Raw genomic sequence first — 19,702 nt, 5'->3', positions numbered from 1 at the left:
CGATCTCGCCCGATCTTGTCGTCGACGAACAGGAGTCACCCTTTGTTCCGTGCCCAACTCACCGACGTCACCAAGCGCTACGACGACCGGCACGTCCACCACCGGACCGTGCTCGACCGGGTCTCCCTCTCCGTCCGAGCCGGTGAACGCCTCGGCGTCGTCGGGGACAACGGCTCCGGGAAATCGACCCTCCTCCGACTCCTCGCCGGCCTGGAGACCCCCGACAACGGCACGGTGACGGTCGAAACCCCCGGCGGCCTCGGTCACCTCGCCCAGACCCTGGACCTGCCCGCGACCGCGACCGCGACCCCGGCCCCGGCCCCGACCCCGGCTCCGACCGTCGGTGACGCCGTCGACCACGTGCTCGCGGACATACGGGAGCTGGAGCGGGCGATCCGGGCGGCGGAGTCGGCGCTCGCCGAGACCGGTGACCTCGCCGGATACGAGGAGCTGCTCGCCGCCTACGAGGCGCGGGGCGGCGCGGGAGCCGACCGGCGGGTCGAGACCACCCTTCGGCGGCTCGGCGAACCCGGCCCGCTCGACCGGGCCCGGCCCCTCGGCACCCTCTCGGGCGGGCAGCGGTCCCGGCTCGCGCTCGCCGCCGTCCTCGCCGCCGAGCCCGAACTGCTGCTGCTCGACGAGCCGACCAACGACCTCGACGACGCGGCCGTGGCCTGGCTGGAGGAGCGGCTGCGCGCCCACCGGGGCACGGTCGTCGCCGTCTCCCACGACCGGGTCTTCCTCGACCGGGTCGCCACCGCCGTCCTCGAGGTCGACGAGGACCGCCACACCGTCCGCCGCTACGGCGACGGCTACAGCGGCTACCTCGCCGGGCGGGCCGCCGAACGGGCCCGCAGACAGCGGGAGCACGAGGAGTGGAGGGCCGAACTCGTCCGGTACAGGGCGCTCGCCGACACGAACATCGACCGTTTCTCGGCCATCCCGCGCAAGGCACCGGCCGCGTTCAGCGGGGCGGGCGCCTTCCGGGCCCGGTCACGGGCGCACGGGGCGATGAGCCGCATCCGGGCCGCCCGCGAGCGCCTCGACCGGCTGACCACCGACCCGGTGCCGGCGCCCCCGGAGCCGCTGCGGTTCCACGCGGAGCTCCGTGGGGAAGGCGCGCCCGTCGACCTCGCCGACGTCCGCGTGGACGGCCGGCTCCGGCTCGACGCCCTGCACCTCGACGCGGGCGAGCGGCTCCTCGTCACCGGCCCGAACGGCGCCGGGAAGAGCACCCTCCTGAAGGTGCTCGCGGGCGAACTCGTCCCGGACGCGGGCACGGTGGACGTGCCTGCCCGGGTCGGAATGCTCCGCCAGGAGACGGCCCCACCCACCGACCCCCGTACGGTGGGCGAGGCCTTCGGAGCGGACCGTACGGACCACCTGCTCGCCCTCGGTCTCTTCTCCGCCGGGGACCTGACAACCCCGGTCCGGTATCTGTCGACAGGACAGCGCCGGAAACTCGAACTGGCGCGCCTCGTCACCGAACCGGCCGATCTGCTCCTCCTCGACGAGCCGACCAACCATCTGGCCCCGGCGCTCGTGGAGGAGATCGACGCCGCGCTCGCGCACTACCCGGGCACGCTGGTCGTGGTCACCCACGACCGGCGCCTCAGGGCGGGCTTCCGGGGCCGCCGCCTCGAACTGGCACCGGCCCCGGAGCTGGTGACGACCTAGTCGTCGTCGGAGGAACCCTCCAGGTCGCCCTCGGTCTCCAGGAACACCTGGCGCAGGGCGGCCAGGGTCTCCGGGTCCGGCTTCTCCCACATGCCGCGCGACTCGGCTTCGAGGAGCCGCTCCGCGATGCCGTGCAGGGCCCAGGGGTTGGCCTCCTTCAGGAAGGCCTGGTTCTCCGGGTCGAGGACGTACTCCTGGGTGAGCTTGTCGTACATCCAGTCGGCGACCACGCCGGTCGTGGCGTCGTACCCGAAGAGGTAGTCGACGGTCGCCGCCAGCTCGAACGCGCCCTTGTAGCCGTGGCGGCGCATCGCCTCGATCCAGCGCGGGTTGACCACGCGGGCCCGGAAGACCCGGGAGGTCTCCTCGACGAGCGTCCGGGTGCGGACGGTCTCGGGGCGGGTGGAGTCGCCGATGTACGCCTCGGGGGCCGTGCCCTTGAGCGCGCGGACGGTCGCCACCATGCCGCCGTGGTACTGGAAGTAGTCGTCGGAGTCGGCGATGTCGTGCTCGCGGGTGTCGGTGTTCTTCGCGGCCACCGCGATCCGCTTGTACGCCGTCTCCATCTCGGCGCGCGCCGGGCGGCCTTCGAGCCCGCGCCCGTACGCGTACCCGCCCCACACCGTGTACACCTCGGCGAGGTCGGCGTCGGTGCGCCAGTCGCGGGAGTCGATCAGCTGGAGGATGCCCGCGCCGTACGTGCCCGGCCGGGAGCCGAAGATACGGGTCGTGGCGCGCCGCTCGTCGCCGTGCTCGGCGAGGTCGGCCTGGGCGTGCGCCCGGACGTAGTTGTCCTCGGCGGACTCGCCCTCAAGACCGGCGACCAGCCGTACGGCGTCGTCCAGGAGCCCGATGACGTGCGGGAACGCATCGCGGAAGAAGCCCGAGATGCGCAGGGTGACATCGACGCGCGGGCGGCCCAGCTCGGCGAGCGGGATCGGCTCCAGGCCGTTCACCCGGCGCGAGGCCTCGTCCCACAGCGGGCGGACGCCGAGCAGGGCGAGCGCCTCGGCGACGTCGTCGCCGGCGGTGCGCATCGCGCTCGTACCCCAGAGGGAGAGGCCCACGGACGTCGGCCACTCGCCGTTGTCGGTGCGGTAGCGCTCCAGGAGGGAGTCGGCGAGCGCCTGACCGGTCTCCCAGGCGAGCCGGGACGGCACGGCCTTCGGGTCGACGGAGTAGAAGTTCCGGCCGGTCGGCAGGACGTTGACCAGGCCGCGCAGCGGCGAACCGGAGGGGCCTGCCGGGACGAAGCCGCCGTTCAGGGCGTGCACGGCGTGGCTGAGCTCGTCGGTGGTGGCGGCCAGGCGCGGCACGACCTGCTCGCAGGCGAACCGGAGCACGGCGTGCACCTCGGAGCCGTACGCGGCGGCGACCGCCGGGATCGCGTCCACGGACCAGTCCGCCGCCTCCATGGCCTCGACCAGCTCGCGGGCCTTGGCCTCCGCCTCGTCGGCGGTGGTGCGGGTCGCGGCCGACTCGTCGAGACCGAGGGCCTCGCGCAGGCCGGGCAGCGCCTGCGTGCCACCCCAGATCTGACGGGCGCGCAGGATGGAGAGGACCAGGTTGACCCGGGCCTCGCCCTCCGGGGCGCCGCCGAGGACGTGCAGACCGTCGCGGATCTGGGCGTCCTTGACCTCGCACAGCCAGCCGTCGACGTGCAGCAGGAAGTCGTCGAAGCCGTCGTCCTCGGGGCGCTGCTCCAGACCCAGGTCGTGGTCGAGCTTGGCGGCCTGGATCAGCGTCCAGATCTGGGCGCGGATCGCGGGCAGCTTCGCCGGGTCCATCGACGAGATCTGCGCGTACTCGTCGAGCAGCTGCTCCAGACGCGCGATGTCGCCGTACGAGTCGGCACGGGCCATCGGCGGCACCAGATGGTCGACGAGCGTGGCGTGCACGCGCCGCTTGGCCTGGGTGCCCTCGCCCGGGTCGTTGACCAGGAACGGGTAGATCAGCGGGATGTCACCGAGGGCCGCGTCCGGGCCGCAGGCTGCGGACAGGCCGGCGTTCTTGCCGGGCAGCCACTCCAGGTTGCCGTGCTTGCCCAGGTGCACCATGGCGTCGGCGCCGAAGCCGCCGTCCTCGGCGCGGGCGGCGATCCAGCGGTAGGCCGCCAGGTAGTGGTGGGACGGCGGGAGATCGGGGTCGTGGTAGATCGCGATCGGGTTCTCGCCGAAGCCGCGCGGCGGCTGGATGAGGATCAGCAGGTTCCCGCGGCGCAGCGCCGCGAGGACGATGTCGCCCTCCGGGTTGCGGGAGCGGTCCAGGAACATCTCGCCGGGCGCCGGGCCCCAGTGCTCCTCGACGTGGGTCCGCAGCTCCTCGGGGAGCGTCGCGTACCAGCGCTTGTAGTCGGCGGCCGGGATGCGGACGGGGTTCTTGGCGAGCTGCTCCTCCGTCAGCCAGTCCTGGTCGTGGCCGCCGGCCTCGATGAGGGCGTAGATCAGCTCGTCGCCGTCGCCGGAGACCAGGCCGGGGAGGTCCTCGGCGGGCCCGAAGTCGTACCCCTCCTCACGGAGGCGGCGCAGGAGGGAGACGGCGGAGGCGGGGGTGTCGAGGCCGACGGCGTTGCCGATGCGGGAGTGCTTCGTCGGGTACGCGGAGAGGACGAGCGCCAGCCTCTTCTCGGCGTTCGGGATGTGCCGGAGCCGGGCGTGCCGTACGGCGATCCCGGCGACGCGGGCCGCGCGCTCGGCGTCGGCGACGTACGCGGGCAGGCCGTCCTCGTCGATCTCCTTGAAGGAGAACGGCACGGTGATGAGCCGGCCGTCGAACTCCGGGACGGCGACCTGGCTGGCGGCGTCCAGCGGGGAGAGACCCTCGTCGTTCTCCTCCCAGGCGGCGCGCGAACCGGTCAGGCAGAGCGCCTGGAGGATCGGCACGTCGAGCGCGGCCAGCGCGCCCGCGTCCCAGGCCTCCTCGTCGCCGCCGGCCTGCGCCTCGGCGGGCTTGGTGCCGCCGGCCGCGAGGACGGTGGTGACGATCGCGTCAGCGGTACGGAGCCGGTCGAGCAGCTCCGGCTCGGGGGCCCGCAGGGACGCCACGTACAGCGGGAGGGCCTGGGCGCCGGCGTCCTCGATCGCCTCGCAGAGCGCGTCGACGAACGCGGTGTTCCCGCTCATGTGGTGGGCGCGGTAGTAGAGCACGGCGACGGTCGGGCCGTCGGTCCGCTTCGGGGTGCGCTCCAGCGGACCCCAGGTGGGGGCGGCGGCCGGGGCCTCGAAGCCGTGGCCGGTGAGGAGCACGGTGTCGGAGAGGAAGCGGGCCAGCTGCTCCAGGTTCGCGGGGCCGCCGTGCGCGAGGTAGGCGTGCGCCTCGGTGGCGACGCCGACGGGGACGGTGGACGCCTCCATCAGCTGGGCGTCGGGGGCCTGTTCACCGCTGAGGACGACCACCGGCTTTCCGGCGGCGCGGACCGCGTCGAGGCCCTCCTCCCAGGAGCGGAGGCCGCCGAGGAGCCGTACGACGACGAGCTCGGCCTCGGCCAGGAGGGCGGTCAGTTCGGCGAGGGGGAGACGGGCGGGGTTGGCGAAGCGGTACTCCACCGGGCCGCCGGCCGCGGCCGCGTTCGCGTTCGCCGCGCGGGCGCTGAGCAGGTCGGTGTCGGAGTGCGACAGCAGCAGAAGCATGGCGAGCGCAGGCCTTCCTCGGGGTTGTCCGCGCCCCGGGTGGTCGTATGGACGGCGGGAGTTCCTGACTCACCCGTTCCGTCGTGCCTGGTACGGGCTCACAGTGGCGGGACCGCGCCGGATTCTCACCGGGCTTCCTCCCCGGGGTCCTGGGACCCCATGCCGTCTGCATAGTAGATCGTGCGGTCGACGACCCGGGCCGGGTGAGGCAGTCGGCCGGATCACACCTGCCGACGGCCGGGCACCGGGTGGGGCGGACGCAGGGCGGTCGGGCGGCCGGATCGCGGCCGGTGGCCGGCCGGCGGCCCGTCGGTATGCTCGCCGCCATGCCGCCCACCCCGCCCCCGACGCCCGAGCCGGGCGAACCTCGCATACGGGACCGTGGCGACGCGTGCCCCGGGGCGCTGCGCCTGCACTCCGCCGACGACGGCCGCCTCGCCCGACTCCGCCTGCCCGGCGGCCGCTTGACGTCCCGTCAGGTCGAGTTCCTGGCGGACGCGGCGGAGTCCCTGGGCGACGGACGGCTCAGCATCACCTCCCGCGGCAACGCCGAGCTGCGCGGCCTCGCCGACGACTGCGGGGCGGAGCTCGCCGCGCTCCTCGCCGAGGCGGGCCTGCTGCCCTCCCCCACCCATGAACGCGTCCGCAACATCGTCGCCTCCCCGGCCGCGGGGCTCGACGGACTCGGCGCCGCCGACGTGCAGTTGTGGGCCCGCGAGCTGGACGCCCTGTTGTGCTCCGCCCCCTGGGCGGCGGCCCTCTCCGGCCGGTTCCTCTTCGTCCTCGACGACGGGCGCGGCGACGTGGCCGGGCTCGGCGGCGATGTGACCTTGGTCGCAGTGCAGGGCGGAGGTGCCGAGCTGCACGTCGGCGGGCGGGCCTTCCGTGTCGCCGACGCCGACGCGGCCCGCGCGGCCCTGGCCGCGGCGGGCGCGTTCCTGGACGCGGCGCGGGACGCCGGGACCGGCGCCTGGCGGGTCCGGGAACTGCCGGAAGGCACCGAGATCGACGCGACGGGAGCCCTGGCTGCCGCGGGACTGCCGACCGAGCCGGTCACGGCGCAGAGCCCGGGACTGCCGACCGAGCCGCTCGCACCGCAGCGCGTGCCCGTGGTGCCCGCCCCCGCCTCCGCCTCCGCCTCCGCTCCCGGAGCCGTACCCCCGCCGCCGCTTCCCCACGGTCCAGCCCCCTCCCCCGGCCCCCTCGGCTCCGCCGCCCTCTCCGTGCTCGCGCCCCTCGGGCGGCTCACCGCCGCCCAGCTGCGCGCACTGCTCCCCGCCGACGAGGTGCGGCTCACCCCCTGGCGCGGCGTCGTCGTGGTCGGCGCCGGGGCCGAACGGCTGCCCGCCCTCGACGCGGCCGGGCTCGTCACCCGCCCCGACTCCCCCTGGGCCGGCGTCACCGCCTGCACCGGACGGCCCGGCTGTGCCAAGTCCCTCGCCGACGTCCGCACCGACGCCACCACCACCGCCACGGCTGCCGGAACCGCCACCGCTGCCGCGCCCGGTCGCCCCGTGCACTTCTCCGGGTGCGAGCGCCGCTGCGGACACCCGCACGGTGCCTGGACCGACGTCCTCGCCACCGCCGGCGGCGACTACCTGGTGGACGGCGTCCCCACCCCCCGTACCGCCCTGCCCGAAGCCGTGACCGCGGCCCGCACGACGAGATGAGCGAGAGCAACAGGATGTTCGACTACGAGAAGGACGGGGCGGAGATCTACCGCCAGTCCTTTGCCACGATCCGCGCCGAGGCGGATCTGGCGGGCCTGCCCGCCGACGTCGCCCAGGTGGCGGTCCGGATGATCCACGCCTGCGGCATGACCGACCTCGTACGCGACATCGCCTGGTCGCCGCGGGTCGTCACGAACGCCCGCGCCGCCCTCCGGGCCGGAGCGCCGATCCTCTGCGACGCGCAGATGGTCGCGAGCGGAGTCACCCGGCGTCGGCTTCCCGCCGACAACGAGGTGATCTGCACCCTCTCGGACCCGTCCGTGCCGGCCCTCGCCGCCGAACTCGGCACCACCCGCTCCGCCGCCGCCCTCGAACTGTGGCGGGACCGCCTCGAAGGCTCCGTCGTCGCCATCGGCAACGCGCCGACCGCCCTCTTCCACCTCCTGCAGATGGTCGCGGAAGGGGCCGGGAAGCCCGCCGCCGTCCTCGGCATACCGGTCGGCTTCATCGGCGCCGCCGAGTCCAAGGACGCCCTGGCCGCACAGGACCTGGGCCTCGACTACCTCGTCGTACGGGGCCGGCGCGGCGGCAGCGCCATGACGGCCGCCGCGATCAACGCGATCGCCCACGAAGCGGAGATCCAGAAGTGACCGAGAATCCGACCGGCAAGCTGTACGGCGTCGGGCTCGGCCCCGGCGACCCGAACCTGATGACCGTCGCCGCCGTGAAGGCCATCGCCGCCGCCGACGTGATCGCGTACCACTCGGCCCGCCACGGCCGTTCCATCGCGCGCTCCATCGCCGCCGAGCACCTCCGTCCGGACCACATCGAGGAGCGGCTGATGTACCCGCTCACGGTGGAGACCACGGACCACCCGGGCGGCTACCGGGGCGCCCTGAACGACTTCTACGAGGAGGCCTCGGCCCGCCTCGCCGCGCACCTCGACGCCGGCCGCACCGTCGCCGTCCTCGCCGAGGGCGACCCGCTGTTCTACGGCTCGTACCAGCACATGCACAAGCGGCTCGCGGACCGCTACGACACCACCGTCATCCCCGGTGTCACCTCGGTGTCCGCCGCCGCCGCGCGGCTCGGCGAGCCGCTGTGCGAGGCGGAGGAGGTCCTCACGATCATCCCCGGCACCCTGCCGGAGGACGAGCTGACGGCCCGTCTCGCGGGTACCGACTCGGCGGTCGTGATGAAGCTCGGCCGCACCTTCCCCACCGTGAAGCGGGCCCTGGAGCGGGCCGGCCGGCTCGACGACGCCCGGTACGTGGAGCGGGCGTTCATGGCGGGCGAGCGGACCGGCGACCTGGTGGACGTCGACCCCGAGTCCGTCCCCTACTTCTCGGTCGCGGTGCTGCCCTCCCGTATCGACGCGGAACCTCCCGTACGGGAGCGGGGCGAGGTCGTCGTCGTCGGCACCGGCCCGGCGGGGGCGCCCTGGCTCACCCCCGAGTCGCGCGGCGCGCTCGTCAACGCCGACGTCCTCGTCGGCTACACCACCTACCTGGACCGGGTGCCGGTGCTGCGCCCCGGGCAGATCCGGCACGGCTCCGACAACAAGGTCGAGTCCGAGCGCGCCGAGTTCGCCCTCGACCTGGCCCGCCGGGGCCACCGGGTCGCGGTCGTCTCCGGCGGCGACCCGGGCGTCTTCGCGATGGCCACGGCCGTCCTGGAGGTCGCCTGCGAGCCGGAGTACGCGGACGTGCCCGTACGGGTCCTCCCGGGGGTGACCGCCGCCAACGCGGCCGCCGCCGCCGCGGGCGCCCCCCTCGGCCACGACTACGCGACGATCTCGCTCTCCGACCGGCTCAAGCCCTGGGACGTCATCGAGGCCCGGCTGCGCGCCGCGTCCGCCGCCGATCTGGTCCTCGCGCTCTACAACCCGGGGTCGAAGTCCCGTACGCACCAGGTGGCCGCCGCCCGCGACCTCCTGCTCGAACTCCGGTCGCCCGAGACCCCGGTGGTCGTCGCCCGCGACGTCGGCGGCCCCGAGCAGTCGGTCCGGGTGGTGACCCTGAAGACCCTGGAGCCGTCCGAGGTCGACATGCGCACCCTGCTCCTCATCGGCTCCTCGCAGACGCGGGCGGTCGAGCGGGCCGACGGCCGGACGATCACCTGGACGCCGCGCCGGTACGGCTGACGGCCCCGACGCCCCTGACGGCTGACCGAGGTCAGAACTCCTGCTGCTCGACGTCGGGCGGCAGGAGGCAGGGGGTGCTCACGACGAGCACGATCAGCTGGTCGTCCAGGTCCTCCGCGGAGACGGCGAAGCGCTGCTCCGGCTGCCTGGCGTCGACCAGGTTCACGGGATCCTTGGCCGGGTCGGACCGGTAGCCCTGGATCTCGAAGCCCTGCTTCTCCAGCTCGTCCTTGATCGCGCTGATGCCCGCCTTCTGCCGGTCCCTGGGCAGCTTCGCGCGGAGGTTGTACCGCAGGGTGAAGCGGCCGTCGCTCGCCGACTCCCCGCCCTTGCCCAGGCAGTTGGAGAAGTTCGCCTGCCGGGTCGACGCGACGATCTCCGCCCCGGCCGTGCGCGCCATGGAACTCGTCCAGTGCTCGGCCCACTCCTCCGCCTTCTGCTTGCTCATGCGGGGCAGAGGATCGTTCTTCGCTTCGTCGGACACACAGCCCCCCAGGAGCAGTACGAGAACAGGTACGAGGGCGAGCGAAGCCCTCCGGACAACGGGTCGGGTCACGGAACTCCTCAGGGTCACGGGCGTCATGAGGCGGGAGCGCCCTCCGGCTGCTTCCCGGCGATGATGCGACCCTGGTTCGCCAGGCTCTGGCTGCCATCGTCCCAGTAGTCGCTGTGCTCGCTGGTGTCGACGTACATGTGCTCGGCTCCGAAGCCGGGATCCGCCGGGTTGGGACCGAGGGTCTTGTCGGCGGCCCAGTTGACGACCCCGTCGTCGGAGCCGATCCCGACGTAGAGCCGCGAGGGTGAGACGTGGAGCTGGTCGGCGCGCTCCACGTTCATGCCCGGGCTGCCGACGACGATCATGTCATCGGTGTCCAGTCCCCGGCCGCCGGAATCGGCCGTGCCCACCATGGTGGATCCATAGCTGTGACCGATGACGGTCATATGGGTCCGCTCGCCCTCGTGCGAGACGCGCAGACCGTGCGTGAAGTCCCGGAGGGTCTCGGCGTCGTTCTCGGCCCGGGCCGGCGTGGCGACGCTGGCGTCCAGCTCGGGGGCGTCGTAGTCGAGCCAGGCGATGACGGCGACATCCTTGCCCTGGCCCGGGGTGCGCTCACCGGCCGAGTCCTGCAGCTTCTCCGCCCGGTCGATCGAGTCGGTGAAGTTGTCGAGCTGGTTGTCCGTGCCCGGCACCGACACCGCCGTGTGCGCCGCCTTGTCCGGGTTGCCGACCGAGACGACCGCCCTGCCGTCCCCCTCCGTGCTGAAGCCCAGCAGGTGGAGCCGCTTGTGCTCCGGGGCCGAGTCCGACTTGTCCAGCCGGTCCTTCATCGCCTGGAGGCCCCGGTAGCTGGAGCGGTCGTGGTAGCCGAGGTCGTTCTCGCGCAGCGCGTAGTCGTTGAGGCGCATGTCGAGGACGGTGCGGTTGGCCTGGTCGCGGGTGGTCGCGGGCAGGCCGTCGAGGCCGCCGACCTGCTCCGGGTACGCGGCCAGGTACATCCGCTTCTCCTCCTCGTCCAGACCCTTCCACCAGTCCGCCGAGCGCTGCGGGTCCGTGCCGTCGGGGATGTCCTTCTTGTCGAGGCCGGCGAAGGCGGCGACGCGGGCCGCGTCCTCCTGGGCGTGGGCGCCGCCGTACCGCTTCTCGAGGTCGAACGGGTCTATCTGGCGCAGGACTTCGGCGCCCTCGTTGCTCGCCGCCTCCGCCTCCGCCACGGCCGCGTCGATCCGGGCGCGGAAGCCGCCGAGCCCGGAGTTGGCCTCGCGCTGGACGTCCGCGTAGTCCGGGTCGTTGTGGTACTTCGGGTCCACGGCCTGCTTGGGCTCGACCCAGCCGTCGTCGCGGACCACGTGGCCCGCCGCCTCCGCGTCGGCGACGGCGGCGCGCAGCTTGCGCTGTGCCGCCTGCATCTTGGTGTTGAGGGTGTCCAGGGTGGTGGCGATCAGCTGGGCGTTGGTGCGGCCCGTCCCGAGCTTGCTCTCGGTGGCCTCCATGGCGTCGAAGCCGTACGAGGCGCTGACACCCGTCCAGCCCGCCCGGTGCAGCGGTCCTGTCACGCGCCTGCCGCTGCCCGTCTGCGTGTTCGTCAGGGCGTCGGCGAGCTTCTTCCACGAGCCGACGGCGCTGTCCAGGTCCGCGAAGTCCTGCTTCATCAACTGGGCGAAGTGCTCCGTCACGGCGCCGTCACCAGCCCTGGAAGCAGGAGATGACGTCCTGTTCCATGACGTCGCGCCCGTCGGCGAGATGGCGCATGCCCTGGGCGTGCTCGGAGAGCCTGCCCCGCAGGGTCTCCAGGGCCGTGCCCCAGCCTTCGCCCGTCTGTCCCATGCGCGGGCCCACGGTCCACGGCCCGAAGGCCGCGGCGGCCGACGCCAGATCGGCGCCCGCCTTGCGCAACGGCTCCCGCAAGTCCGCCGCCAGAGCGTCGGCGGCGCCGGCCGAAGCCCGCAGTTCCCCCGCCGAGACGTTGAGATCCCAACCCACGTGTGTCCCCCGATGCGCACGCCATGCTTCCGATACCCGGGCGAGACTAGCCGACCCCACCCGGTCGTGATCAAGAGCAAATCCGAAACCGTGATCTGCCCGCTCACCGCATGGGCCGGCACGGTGCCACCGTTCGCAACTGCACCCGAGCCGCCGCCTCTTGGCGAGCCTCGGTCAGGCTCGCGGACAGTCGCGGTCAGTGCCGGTCAGTCGCGGGTGAAGGTGCCCAGCCCCTCCTGGTCCAGGTACTCGACGCGGACGGTCTTGCCGTCCGGGGAGAACGTGACGCCGGTCGGGCCGACGGCGTTCTCCCCGCGCGTCGGAAAGCTGAACGTGTCGCCGTCGTAGTGGGTGAGCTTGTACGACTGGGGCTCCGGCCCCAGTCGCAGGACCAGCCCGCCGCCCTCCTCCGCCACCGTCAGACGACCGTAGTAGTCGCTGGTGTACGTGCCCGTGTAGGAGTCGGCGGCCTTCGCGGGGGTCGCGTCCGCCGGGGGCTTCGCGAAGTCCGTGTCGGAGCGGCCGGCGTCCGCCTCCTGCTCGTACAGGGCGTTGACGATCGGCAGCCAGTCCCGGCTCGGCTTCCCGTTCTGCGCGGTGTCGAAGAAGTCGAGGGCGACGGTGTCGGCGACGCCGACCGGCGCGCCATTGGTGAGGACGACGATGCCGAGCTGCTCGCCCGGCAGCATCGTGACGTTGGTGTGCGCGCCGAGCGCGAACGCGCCGGTATGGGAGAGGCGGAGGCGGCCCTCGTCGTCGTACGACACGTTCCAGCCGAGGCCGTAGAAGCCGGTCCGCGCGGCGGGTGCGTGCGCCGGGTTGGCGACGGACTCGGGGTGGTGGGTGAGGTCGAGGGCGTCCTCGGCGACGATCCGCTTCCCGTCGAGCTCGCCGTTGGCGAGCTGGAGCCGCAGCCAGACCGCCATGTCACGGGCCGAGGAACTGACGCCGCCGGCGGGGGACTGCGCGTCCGGGTCCCGTACGAACTGTGCCTTCCAGGTCCCGTCGGCCTCCTTGACGTGGCCGTGGGCCCGGTCCGGGTTCGAGAGGAAGTCCTGGAAGGTGGAGCTGGTGTCGTTCATGCCGGCAGGCTTGTAGAGGGTGTCCTCGGCGAGCTTCGCCCAGGGCACGCCCTTCTCCGCAGCGACGGACTCGGCGGCCGCCGTCAGGCCGAAGTTGGTGTACGCGTAGCTCGCGCGGAACGGTGCGAGGGGCTCGTACCGCAGATGGGACAGGATGTACTCCTGGTCGTAGCCGAGGTCCTCAAGGAGGTCGCCCGCGTGGTCGGGGAGGCCGCTGCGGTGCGAGAACAGGTCGGCGACGGTCACATGGGAGGTCACCCACGGGTCCTTCAGCCGGAACTCGGGGAGTTCGGGGTTGGCCGGCTTCTGCCAGCCCTCCACGCCGACCGCTCCGGAGACGACGGTGGAGGAGACCGGCTTCGACACGGAGGCCAGCTGGAAGACGGTGTCGGCGTCGACCTTGCCGTCCTTGCCGACCTCGCGGACGCCGTACCCCTCGATGCGGACGACCTCGTCCTTGTACACGACGGCGACGGAGACCCCGGGCACGCCGGTCTTCCTCATCAACTCCGCGACACTCGGATCGAGCCGACCGACGGCGCGGTCCACGTCCGCCCGGTCGAGCTCGGGCGGCGGCTGGGCCGGGGGAGGCTCGGGTGTCGGCGTCGGGGTCGGACCGGTCCCGGCGAGGGAACCCATGCCCAACACGGACACGATCCCCGCGGTGACCAGCCATCGGACGGTAACCACGCTTCCATTGAACGCTTGCCGGGGCCGCCTGTCGCGTGGAGAGGACGGGGCCCTGGCGTACCGGGACTCGCCCTACGGCATGCGCAACTGCACCCAGGCGGCGGCCTCCTCCGGGGTCGCCGCCGTCGGTACGCCCTCCGGGACCGGGGGGCGGTGGACCACCACGACCGGGATGCCCGCCTCGCGGGCCGCGGTCAGTTTCGGGGCGGTCGCCGCGCCGCCGCTGTCCTTCGTCACCAGGACGTCGATCCGGTGGCGGGCCAGGATCTCCCGCTCGCCGGCCAGGGTGAACGGCCCCCGGTCGAGGAGGACCTCCGCGCGGGCCGGCATCGGGGCCTCCGGGGCGTCCACCGAGCGGACCAGGAACCACTCCGGGCGGTCCGCGAAGGCCGCGAGGCCCATCCGGCCGGTCGTCAGGAAGACACGGTCGCCGAGGCCGTCCAGGGCGCCGGCCGCCGCCTCCAGGGACGCCACGGAGACCCAGTCGTCGCCCTCCCCCGGGACCCAGCCGGGGCGGCGCAGCGCGAGCAGGGGAACATGGGCGGTGGCGGCCGCCCGGGCCGCGTTGAAGCTGATCCTCTCGGCGAAGGGATGCGTGGCGTCGATGACCGCGTCCACGGCGTGCGCGCCGATCCACTCCGCGAGCCCGTCGACACCGCCGAACCCGCCGATCCGCACCTCGCCCTCGGGCAGCCGGGGGCTCGCCACCCGCCCCGCGAGGGAGCTGGTGACCCGGGCCTCGCCGTGCAGCAGGCCCGCGAGGGCGCGGGCCTCGGTGGTCCCCCCGAGAATGAGTATGTGCACAGGAGCCTCTTCGTGACTTCAGGCGGCGGGCGTGAGGCCCAACTCAAGCACACGGGTCTCCGCCCGGGGTGGACGACGGGTGCCTGCGCGACGGCGGCGACGACGGCCGCGTACACGGCGCTCCTGACCGGCGATTTCCCCGACCCGGTGACCATCACGCTGCCGAAGGGCCAGACGCCGTCCTTCGCGCTGACGGCGGAGTCCCTCGGCGGCGGTACGGCCATGGCGGCGGTCACGAAGGACGCGGGCGACGACCCGGACGTCACGCACGGCGCCGTGATCCGTTCGACGGTACGGCTCCTCCCGGCGGGCTCCGGCGTCGTCTTCCGGGCCGGCGAGGGCGTCGGCACGGTCACCCTGCCGGGCCTGCCCCTGGAGGTCGGCGAACCGGCGATCAACCCGGTGCCCCGGCAGCTCATGCGGGAGCACGTGGCCGAGGTCGCGGCCCGGCACGGCGGCGGCGGGGACGTCGAGATCACCGTCTCCGTCGACAACGGCGCCGAGATCGCCCGCTCAACCTGGAACCCCCGGATCGGCATCCTGGGCGGCCTGTCGATCCTCGGCACGACGGGCGTCGTCGTCCCGTACTCCTGCTCGGCGTGGATCGACTCGATCCGCCGGGGCGTGGACGTGGCCCGCGCGGGCGGCCTGACGCACGTGGCGGGCTGCACGGGCTCGACGTCGGAACGGACGGTCTCGACCCTCTACGACCTGCCGGAGATCGCGCTCCTCGACATGGGTGACTTCGCGGGCGCGGTCCTCAAGTACATCCGCCGCCATCCGGTCGACCGCCTCACGGTCTGCGGCGGCTTCGCCAAGCTCTCCAAGCTGGCCGCCGGCCACCTGGACCTCCACTCGGCCCGCTCCCAGGTCGACAAGGGCTTCCTGGCGGAGCTGGCCCGCACGGGCGGCGCGTCGGAGTCCCTCGCGGCGGAGATCGCGGACGCCAACACGGGCCTCGCCGCGCTCCGCCTCTGCGAGGCCGCCCACGTCCCCCTGGGCGACCTGGTCGCCGCCCGCGCCCGCGACGAGGCCCTGGCGGTGCTCCGGGGCGCCCCGGTGGCGGTGGACGTGATCTGCATCGACCGGGCGGGGACGGTGGTGGGACGGTCGGCGGTGGCGGGCCCGGGCGGCGCGTAGCCTGCCGCGCCCGTCAGGCCGTCGGGTAGCCGATCTCCCGTACGTCCTCCGCGAGGTCCGCGAGTGTCACCTCCGGGTTGAGGGCGGCGACGAGCTCCGCCGTCAGGGGGCGCAGGGCGAGGACGTGCCGGACCGCCTCGACGTCGACCGGGCGCTCGTAGTAGTCCGAGGCCCACTCCGCGTACGCCTCCGCCGAGCGGTCCGTCAGCAGGTGCATGAGGCGGGCCGAGCCGTCCGGGTCCTCGCGGTCCTCCAGGTCCGTGAACTCCACCGGGCCCGTGTGCCAGGCCCTGTCCGCCGGCTCGCGCCACAGACAGGCGGTGGTCACGTGGACCCCGTCCTCGTCCGTGAACGCGGGCTCCGTCAGGTACTCCCGGAAGGCCTCCGGGACCCCGTCGAGCACCCCGGGCCACGTCTGCCCGTCCGCGAGCGGGCCGAACGGGCTCATCGGCGACTCGTGGTCGAAGACGCGCGCGAACGCCCCCGCCGGGGAGAGGACGATCGTGTACTCGTCACCCGAACCGTCCTTCATCGACGCCAGCTGCTCGGTCTCCGACCAGTGCGCGTCGAAGGAGTAGTACCGGCTCTCCCACTCCGGGCACAGCACGGCCTCCACCATCGCGAGCCCCCGGCTGTGGTCGCGCAGTTCCTCGATGCCCGGCAGCGCCCGGGCCACGTCGTAGACAGTCACCCCTCCATGAGACCGCATGCCGCTGACAGCCGACATGCGGCCCCCGGGCCACGAACCTAGGCTTACCGGCACATACCCACCGAGCGAGAGGCAGCCCCATGGCCAAGCGAGGCAACAAGCGGCGCGCCCGCAAGAAGAAGAACGCCAACCACGGCAAGCGGCCGAACGCCTGAGTCGTGGAATGTTCCACGTGAAACGTGAACATGAAACGTGGAACGGACGGTGGCCGGGCCTTTCAGGCCCGGCCGTCGGCGTGTCACAGCGCGTCGAGGTCCACCGCGCGCGCCATCGCGTCGTAGCCCGCCGCGTTCGGGTGGACGCCGTCGCCGAAGTCGTACTCCGGGTTCAGCAGGTCCGACTTCCCCGGGGCCGGGTCGGACAGGGCACGGTCGAAGTCGACGACCGCGTCGTACGCGCCGCTCGTCCGGATCCAGTCGTTGACCTCGTCGCGGACCGCCTCGATCGCGCCGTACGCCTCCGCCGGGTACTGGAGCACGTCGGTCTTCGAGCCCTTGAGCGGGATCATCGTGCCGCCGACCGCCCGGATCCCCTTGGCGTGGGCCGCGCGGATCAGCGCGCGGTGGCCCTCGATGAGTTCCGCCGCCGTCACCCTGGTGTTCGGGGCGGTGCAGGGGAACCTGCTCGCGTCCGCGTACCCGAGGATCAGGTCGTTGGTGCCCTCCAGGATGACGACCGTGCCCACCCGCGGCTGGTTGAGGACGTCCCGGGCGAAGCGCGTGGTGGCCTTCTCCCCGAAGCAGGGGGAGTCGTTCAGGATCCGGTTGCCGCCGATGCCGAGGTTGAGGACGGGCCGGGGGCGCCCGTCGGCGGCGAGGCGCCGGGACAGCTGGTCCGGGTACCGGTCGTCGGCGCCGAGCGTCGCGCCGTAGCCGTCGGTGAGCGAGTCGCCGAAGGTCACGACCGCCTTCCGCGTCGGCGCGCCCGTCACCTCCACGCCCTCCAGGTAGTACCAGGACAGGCTCGACTCGGTGTACGCGCCCGCGCCCGTGTCCCGCAGGTGCTCGCCGCTCGCGCGGTACGAGAACGCCCCCTGGGCCAGGTCGTGGTACGTCGCCGGGCCGGTCGCCGCGGCGAAGTACAGGGTCACGCTCAGCCGCTCGCCCGCCTTCACCGGAAGCCGGACCACGTCGCTGACCGCCTTCGCCCCCGCCGGGACCGTCACCGAGGCGGCCCCCGCGAAACGCACGGTCCGGACCGTCCCGGGCTTCACCGCCGCCCCGTCGCCCGCCCGGGCCACGCTCGCCCCGGTCAGCCGCAGCGGGGCCGTGCCGTAGGCGTTGGAGACCCGGATCCGCAGGTCGGTTCCCTCGGCGGACATCCGGACCACCTGGCGTACGGAGTGGTTCTCGAAGCCCTGCTGGGACCAGTTCGGGTAGAAGTTCGTGGAGGGCCGCTGCACGGCCGCCGTCCACGCCCCGTTCCAGCGCGTGCCACCCCGCTCGGCGGATTCGGCGGACGCAGGGGGGATCGCCGCTCCGGCGAGGAGCAGGGCGGCCAGGGCGGTTACGGGCAGGGTGCGCATCTTCGTTTCCTCTCGTCGGTCAACTCACTGACGCGTCACGGCGATCCGATGTGACCGACGGGAGGAAAAGATTCGGAGAAAGCGGTCAGCAGACGTGGCGGTCCCGCGCCGGGTCGTACAGGTGGCTGTCGCGGAACTCCGACGCGCCCAGCGTGCGGCCGACCAGGATCACGGCCGTCTTCGTGATGCCGGCCTCCTTCAGCTGGGCCGCGATGTCGTCGAGCGTGCCCCGCAGCACGATCTCGTCGGGGCGGCTGGCCATCGCCACCACCGCCGCCGGGCAGTCCCGGCCGTAGTGGGGGACGAGTTCGGCGACGACCCGGTCCACGTACCGCGCGGCCAGGTGGAGGACGAGCAGCGCGCCGCTGCGGCCGAGGGTCGCCAGGTCCTCGCCCTCGGGCATGGGCGTGGCCTGCTGTGCGATGCGGGTGAGGATGACCGTCTGGCCGACCGTGGGGACGGTCAGCTCCCGCTTCAGCGCGGCCGCCGCGGCGGCGAAGGCCGGGACGCCGGGGACGACCTCGTACGGGATGCCCGCCGCGTCCAGGCGGCGCATCTGCTCGGCCATCGCGCTGAACACCGACGGGTCGCCCGAGTGCAGCCGGGCCACGTCCTGGCCGGCCTCGTGGGCCGCGGTGATCTCGGCGACGATCTGGTCCAGGTCCATCCGCGCCGTGTCGACGAGCCTCGCCTCCGGCGGGCACTCGGCGAGCAGCTCGGTCGGGACGAGGGAGCCCGCGTACAGGCAGACCCCGCACGCCGCGAGCGTCCGCGCGCCGCGCACGGTGATCAGGTCGGCCGCGCCGGGACCCGCGCCGATGAAGTAGACGGTCATCGCTCTTCAGAACCTTTCGTTACGGACCACTGCGTGACCGGCATCGCCTGGCGCCAGCCGGTGAAGCCGCCGACGGGGACGGCCGCGGCCACGGCGAGCCGGATCAGTTCGCCGCCGTGGCGGCGGTAGCGGTCGGCGAGCAGCGCCTCGGACTCCAGCGTCACGGTGTTCGCGACGAGCCGGCCGCCGGCGGGCAGCGCGTCCCAGCAGGCGTCGAGGAGGCCGGGAGCGGTGAGGCCGCCGCCGATGAAGATCGCGTCGGGGGTCGGGAGACCGGCGAGACCCTGCGGGGCCGGGGCCGTCACCACCCGCAGGGAGGGGACGCCGAGGCGGTCGGCGTTGCGGGTGATCCGCGCCGCCCGTTCCTCCGACTTCTCGACCGCGACCGCCCGGCAGGCGCGGTGGGCCCGCATCCATTCGATGCCGATGGAGCCGGAGCCGCCGCCGATGTCCCAGAGGAGTTCGCCGGGCGCGGGCGCGAGGGCGGCGAGCGTGGCGGCGCGTACGTAGCGCTTGGTGAGCTGGCCGTCGTGCTCGTACGCCTCGTCCGGCAGTCCGGGCACCGCGCCGAGCCGAAGCGTGTCCGGGTCCCGTACGCAGTCGAGGGCGAGGACGTGGAGCGCGTCGGTCCGCTCGTACGGCCAGTCGGCGGCGGTCCCGTCGAGGAGCTGCTCGCGCTCCCCGCCGAGCTGCTCCAGGACGCGGATCCGGGTGCCGCCCCAGCCGGTCTCCCGGAGCAGCGCCGCGACCCGCGCGGAAGTGTCGGGGCCCTCGCCGAGGACGAGGAGCCGGCGCCCGGGGTGGAGCGCGGCGGACAGCGCGGCGAGGGGCCGGGCGACGAGCGAGACGGTCTCGACGGCTTCCAGGGGCCAGCCGAGCCGGGCGGCGGCGTACGAGACGGAGGAGGGGTGCGGGTGGATCCGGAGGCGGTCGGCGCCGACGGTCTCGGCGAGGGTGCGGCCGATGCCGTAGAAGGAGGGGTCTCCGCTGGCGAGGACAGCGGTCGTCCGGCCCTCGTGGGCGGCGAGCAGTCCGGGGACGGCGGGGCGGAGCGGGGAGGGCCAGGTCACGCGCTCGCCGGGGCAGTCCTCGGCCGGGAGGAGGCCGAGCTGACGGGGGGCGCCGATCAGGACCTCGGCGGTCCGCAGGACACGGCGGGAGCTCTCGGGGAGCCCGTCCCAGCCGTCCGCGCCGATTCCGACGACCGCTATCGCACCGTTCACCCGCGTGACTTTACGTGAGGGCCGTTTTCCGGCGGTACGTGGCGGGCCCCACTCGGGCCCCACTCGGGCCCCACTCGGGTCTCCCTCCCGCCG

General features: G+C 73.7%; 15 protein-coding genes and 1 riboswitch. Of the genes, 5 read left to right on the top strand and 10 right to left on the bottom strand.

Features of this window, described 5'->3' with window-relative positions:
- Window positions 1-42: 42 nt before the first annotated feature.
- On the top strand, window positions 43-1,677 hold the full coding sequence (locus N5875_RS20335; protein ID WP_338495265.1) for an ATP-binding cassette domain-containing protein: 1,635 nt from the start codon (window positions 43-45) through the stop codon (window positions 1,675-1,677).
- Here N5875_RS20335 and cobN read toward each other — a convergent pair.
- Window positions 1,674-5,306: a cobaltochelatase subunit CobN gene (cobN, locus tag N5875_RS20330; RefSeq protein WP_338495263.1), complete on the bottom strand. Its 3,633-nt coding sequence runs from the start codon at window positions 5,304-5,306 to the stop codon at window positions 1,674-1,676. The genes N5875_RS20335 and cobN overlap by 4 nt on opposite strands.
- 35 nt (window positions 5,307-5,341) lie before the next feature.
- A riboswitch (cobalamin riboswitch) is annotated at window positions 5,342-5,488 on the bottom strand.
- Window positions 5,489-5,620: 132 nt separating this feature from the next.
- Here cobN and cobG point away from each other — a divergent pair.
- From cobG to N5875_RS20315, 3 genes are read left to right on the top strand one after another with little or no spacing between them, the layout of a single operon-like run.
- On the top strand, window positions 5,621-6,976 hold the full coding sequence (cobG, locus tag N5875_RS20325; RefSeq protein ID WP_338499218.1) for a precorrin-3B synthase: 1,356 nt from the start codon (window positions 5,621-5,623) through the stop codon (window positions 6,974-6,976).
- Window positions 6,977-6,990: 14 nt separating this feature from the next.
- Complete coding sequence (locus tag N5875_RS20320) at window positions 6,991-7,626, top strand: precorrin-8X methylmutase (protein WP_318208593.1); 636 nt, start codon at window positions 6,991-6,993, stop codon at window positions 7,624-7,626.
- Window positions 7,623-9,119: a precorrin-2 C(20)-methyltransferase gene (locus N5875_RS20315; RefSeq protein WP_318208129.1), complete on the top strand. Its 1,497-nt coding sequence runs from the start codon at window positions 7,623-7,625 to the stop codon at window positions 9,117-9,119. The genes N5875_RS20320 and N5875_RS20315 overlap by 4 nt, the downstream gene beginning before the upstream one ends.
- Before the next feature lie 31 nt (window positions 9,120-9,150).
- Here N5875_RS20315 and N5875_RS20310 read toward each other — a convergent pair whose 3' ends face one another.
- The 5 genes from N5875_RS20310 to N5875_RS20290 form a co-directional block, all read right to left on the bottom strand.
- The gene (locus N5875_RS20310; protein ID WP_318208130.1) at window positions 9,151-9,567 is read right to left on the bottom strand and encodes a hypothetical protein; all 417 of its coding nucleotides are present in this window, start codon (window positions 9,565-9,567) and stop codon (window positions 9,151-9,153) included.
- Between the two features lie 131 nt (window positions 9,568-9,698).
- Window positions 9,699-11,294, bottom strand: a complete 1,596-nt coding sequence (locus N5875_RS20305) for an alpha/beta hydrolase (protein ID WP_318208131.1) — start codon at window positions 11,292-11,294, stop codon at window positions 9,699-9,701.
- A 7-nt stretch (window positions 11,295-11,301) separates the two neighbouring features.
- The gene (locus N5875_RS20300) at window positions 11,302-11,601 is read right to left on the bottom strand and encodes a hypothetical protein (protein ID WP_318208132.1); all 300 of its coding nucleotides are present in this window, start codon (window positions 11,599-11,601) and stop codon (window positions 11,302-11,304) included.
- 206 nt (window positions 11,602-11,807) lie between these two features.
- Window positions 11,808-13,322: a serine hydrolase gene (locus N5875_RS20295; RefSeq protein ID WP_338499217.1), complete on the bottom strand. Its 1,515-nt coding sequence runs from the start codon at window positions 13,320-13,322 to the stop codon at window positions 11,808-11,810.
- A gap of 123 nt (window positions 13,323-13,445) precedes the next feature.
- Complete coding sequence (locus N5875_RS20290) at window positions 13,446-14,177, bottom strand: cobalt-precorrin-6A reductase (protein WP_338495262.1); 732 nt, start codon at window positions 14,175-14,177, stop codon at window positions 13,446-13,448.
- A 12-nt stretch (window positions 14,178-14,189) separates the two neighbouring features.
- On the opposite strand from N5875_RS20290, the gene N5875_RS20285 reads away from it, so the two are divergent.
- Complete coding sequence (locus N5875_RS20285) at window positions 14,190-15,317, top strand: cobalt-precorrin-5B (C(1))-methyltransferase (protein ID WP_338495260.1); 1,128 nt, start codon at window positions 14,190-14,192, stop codon at window positions 15,315-15,317.
- A gap of 13 nt (window positions 15,318-15,330) precedes the next feature.
- Here the strand turns inward: N5875_RS20285 and N5875_RS20280 are convergent, their stop codons facing one another.
- The 4 genes from N5875_RS20280 to cbiE form a co-directional block, all read right to left on the bottom strand.
- The gene (locus N5875_RS20280) at window positions 15,331-16,044 is read right to left on the bottom strand and encodes a hypothetical protein (RefSeq protein ID WP_318208135.1); all 714 of its coding nucleotides are present in this window, start codon (window positions 16,042-16,044) and stop codon (window positions 15,331-15,333) included.
- 220 nt (window positions 16,045-16,264) lie between these two features.
- Window positions 16,265-17,551 (bottom strand): SGNH/GDSL hydrolase family protein, encoded by a 1,287-nt coding sequence (locus N5875_RS20275; protein WP_338495257.1) that lies wholly within the window; start codon window positions 17,549-17,551, stop codon window positions 16,265-16,267.
- An 85-nt stretch (window positions 17,552-17,636) separates the two neighbouring features.
- Complete coding sequence (cobM, locus tag N5875_RS20270) at window positions 17,637-18,386, bottom strand: precorrin-4 C(11)-methyltransferase (protein WP_338495256.1); 750 nt, start codon at window positions 18,384-18,386, stop codon at window positions 17,637-17,639.
- Complete coding sequence (gene cbiE, locus N5875_RS20265) at window positions 18,383-19,609, bottom strand: precorrin-6y C5,15-methyltransferase (decarboxylating) subunit CbiE (RefSeq protein WP_338495255.1); 1,227 nt, start codon at window positions 19,607-19,609, stop codon at window positions 18,383-18,385. Before cbiE ends, cobM begins: the two co-directional genes overlap by 4 nt.
- Window positions 19,610-19,702: the final 93 nt, after the last annotated feature.

It is taken from the genome of Streptomyces sp. SJL17-4 (assembly GCF_036826855.1).
Lineage (GTDB): Bacteria > Actinomycetota > Actinomycetes > Streptomycetales > Streptomycetaceae > Streptomyces.
This window is presented reverse-complemented; position numbering and strand designations above follow the sequence as displayed.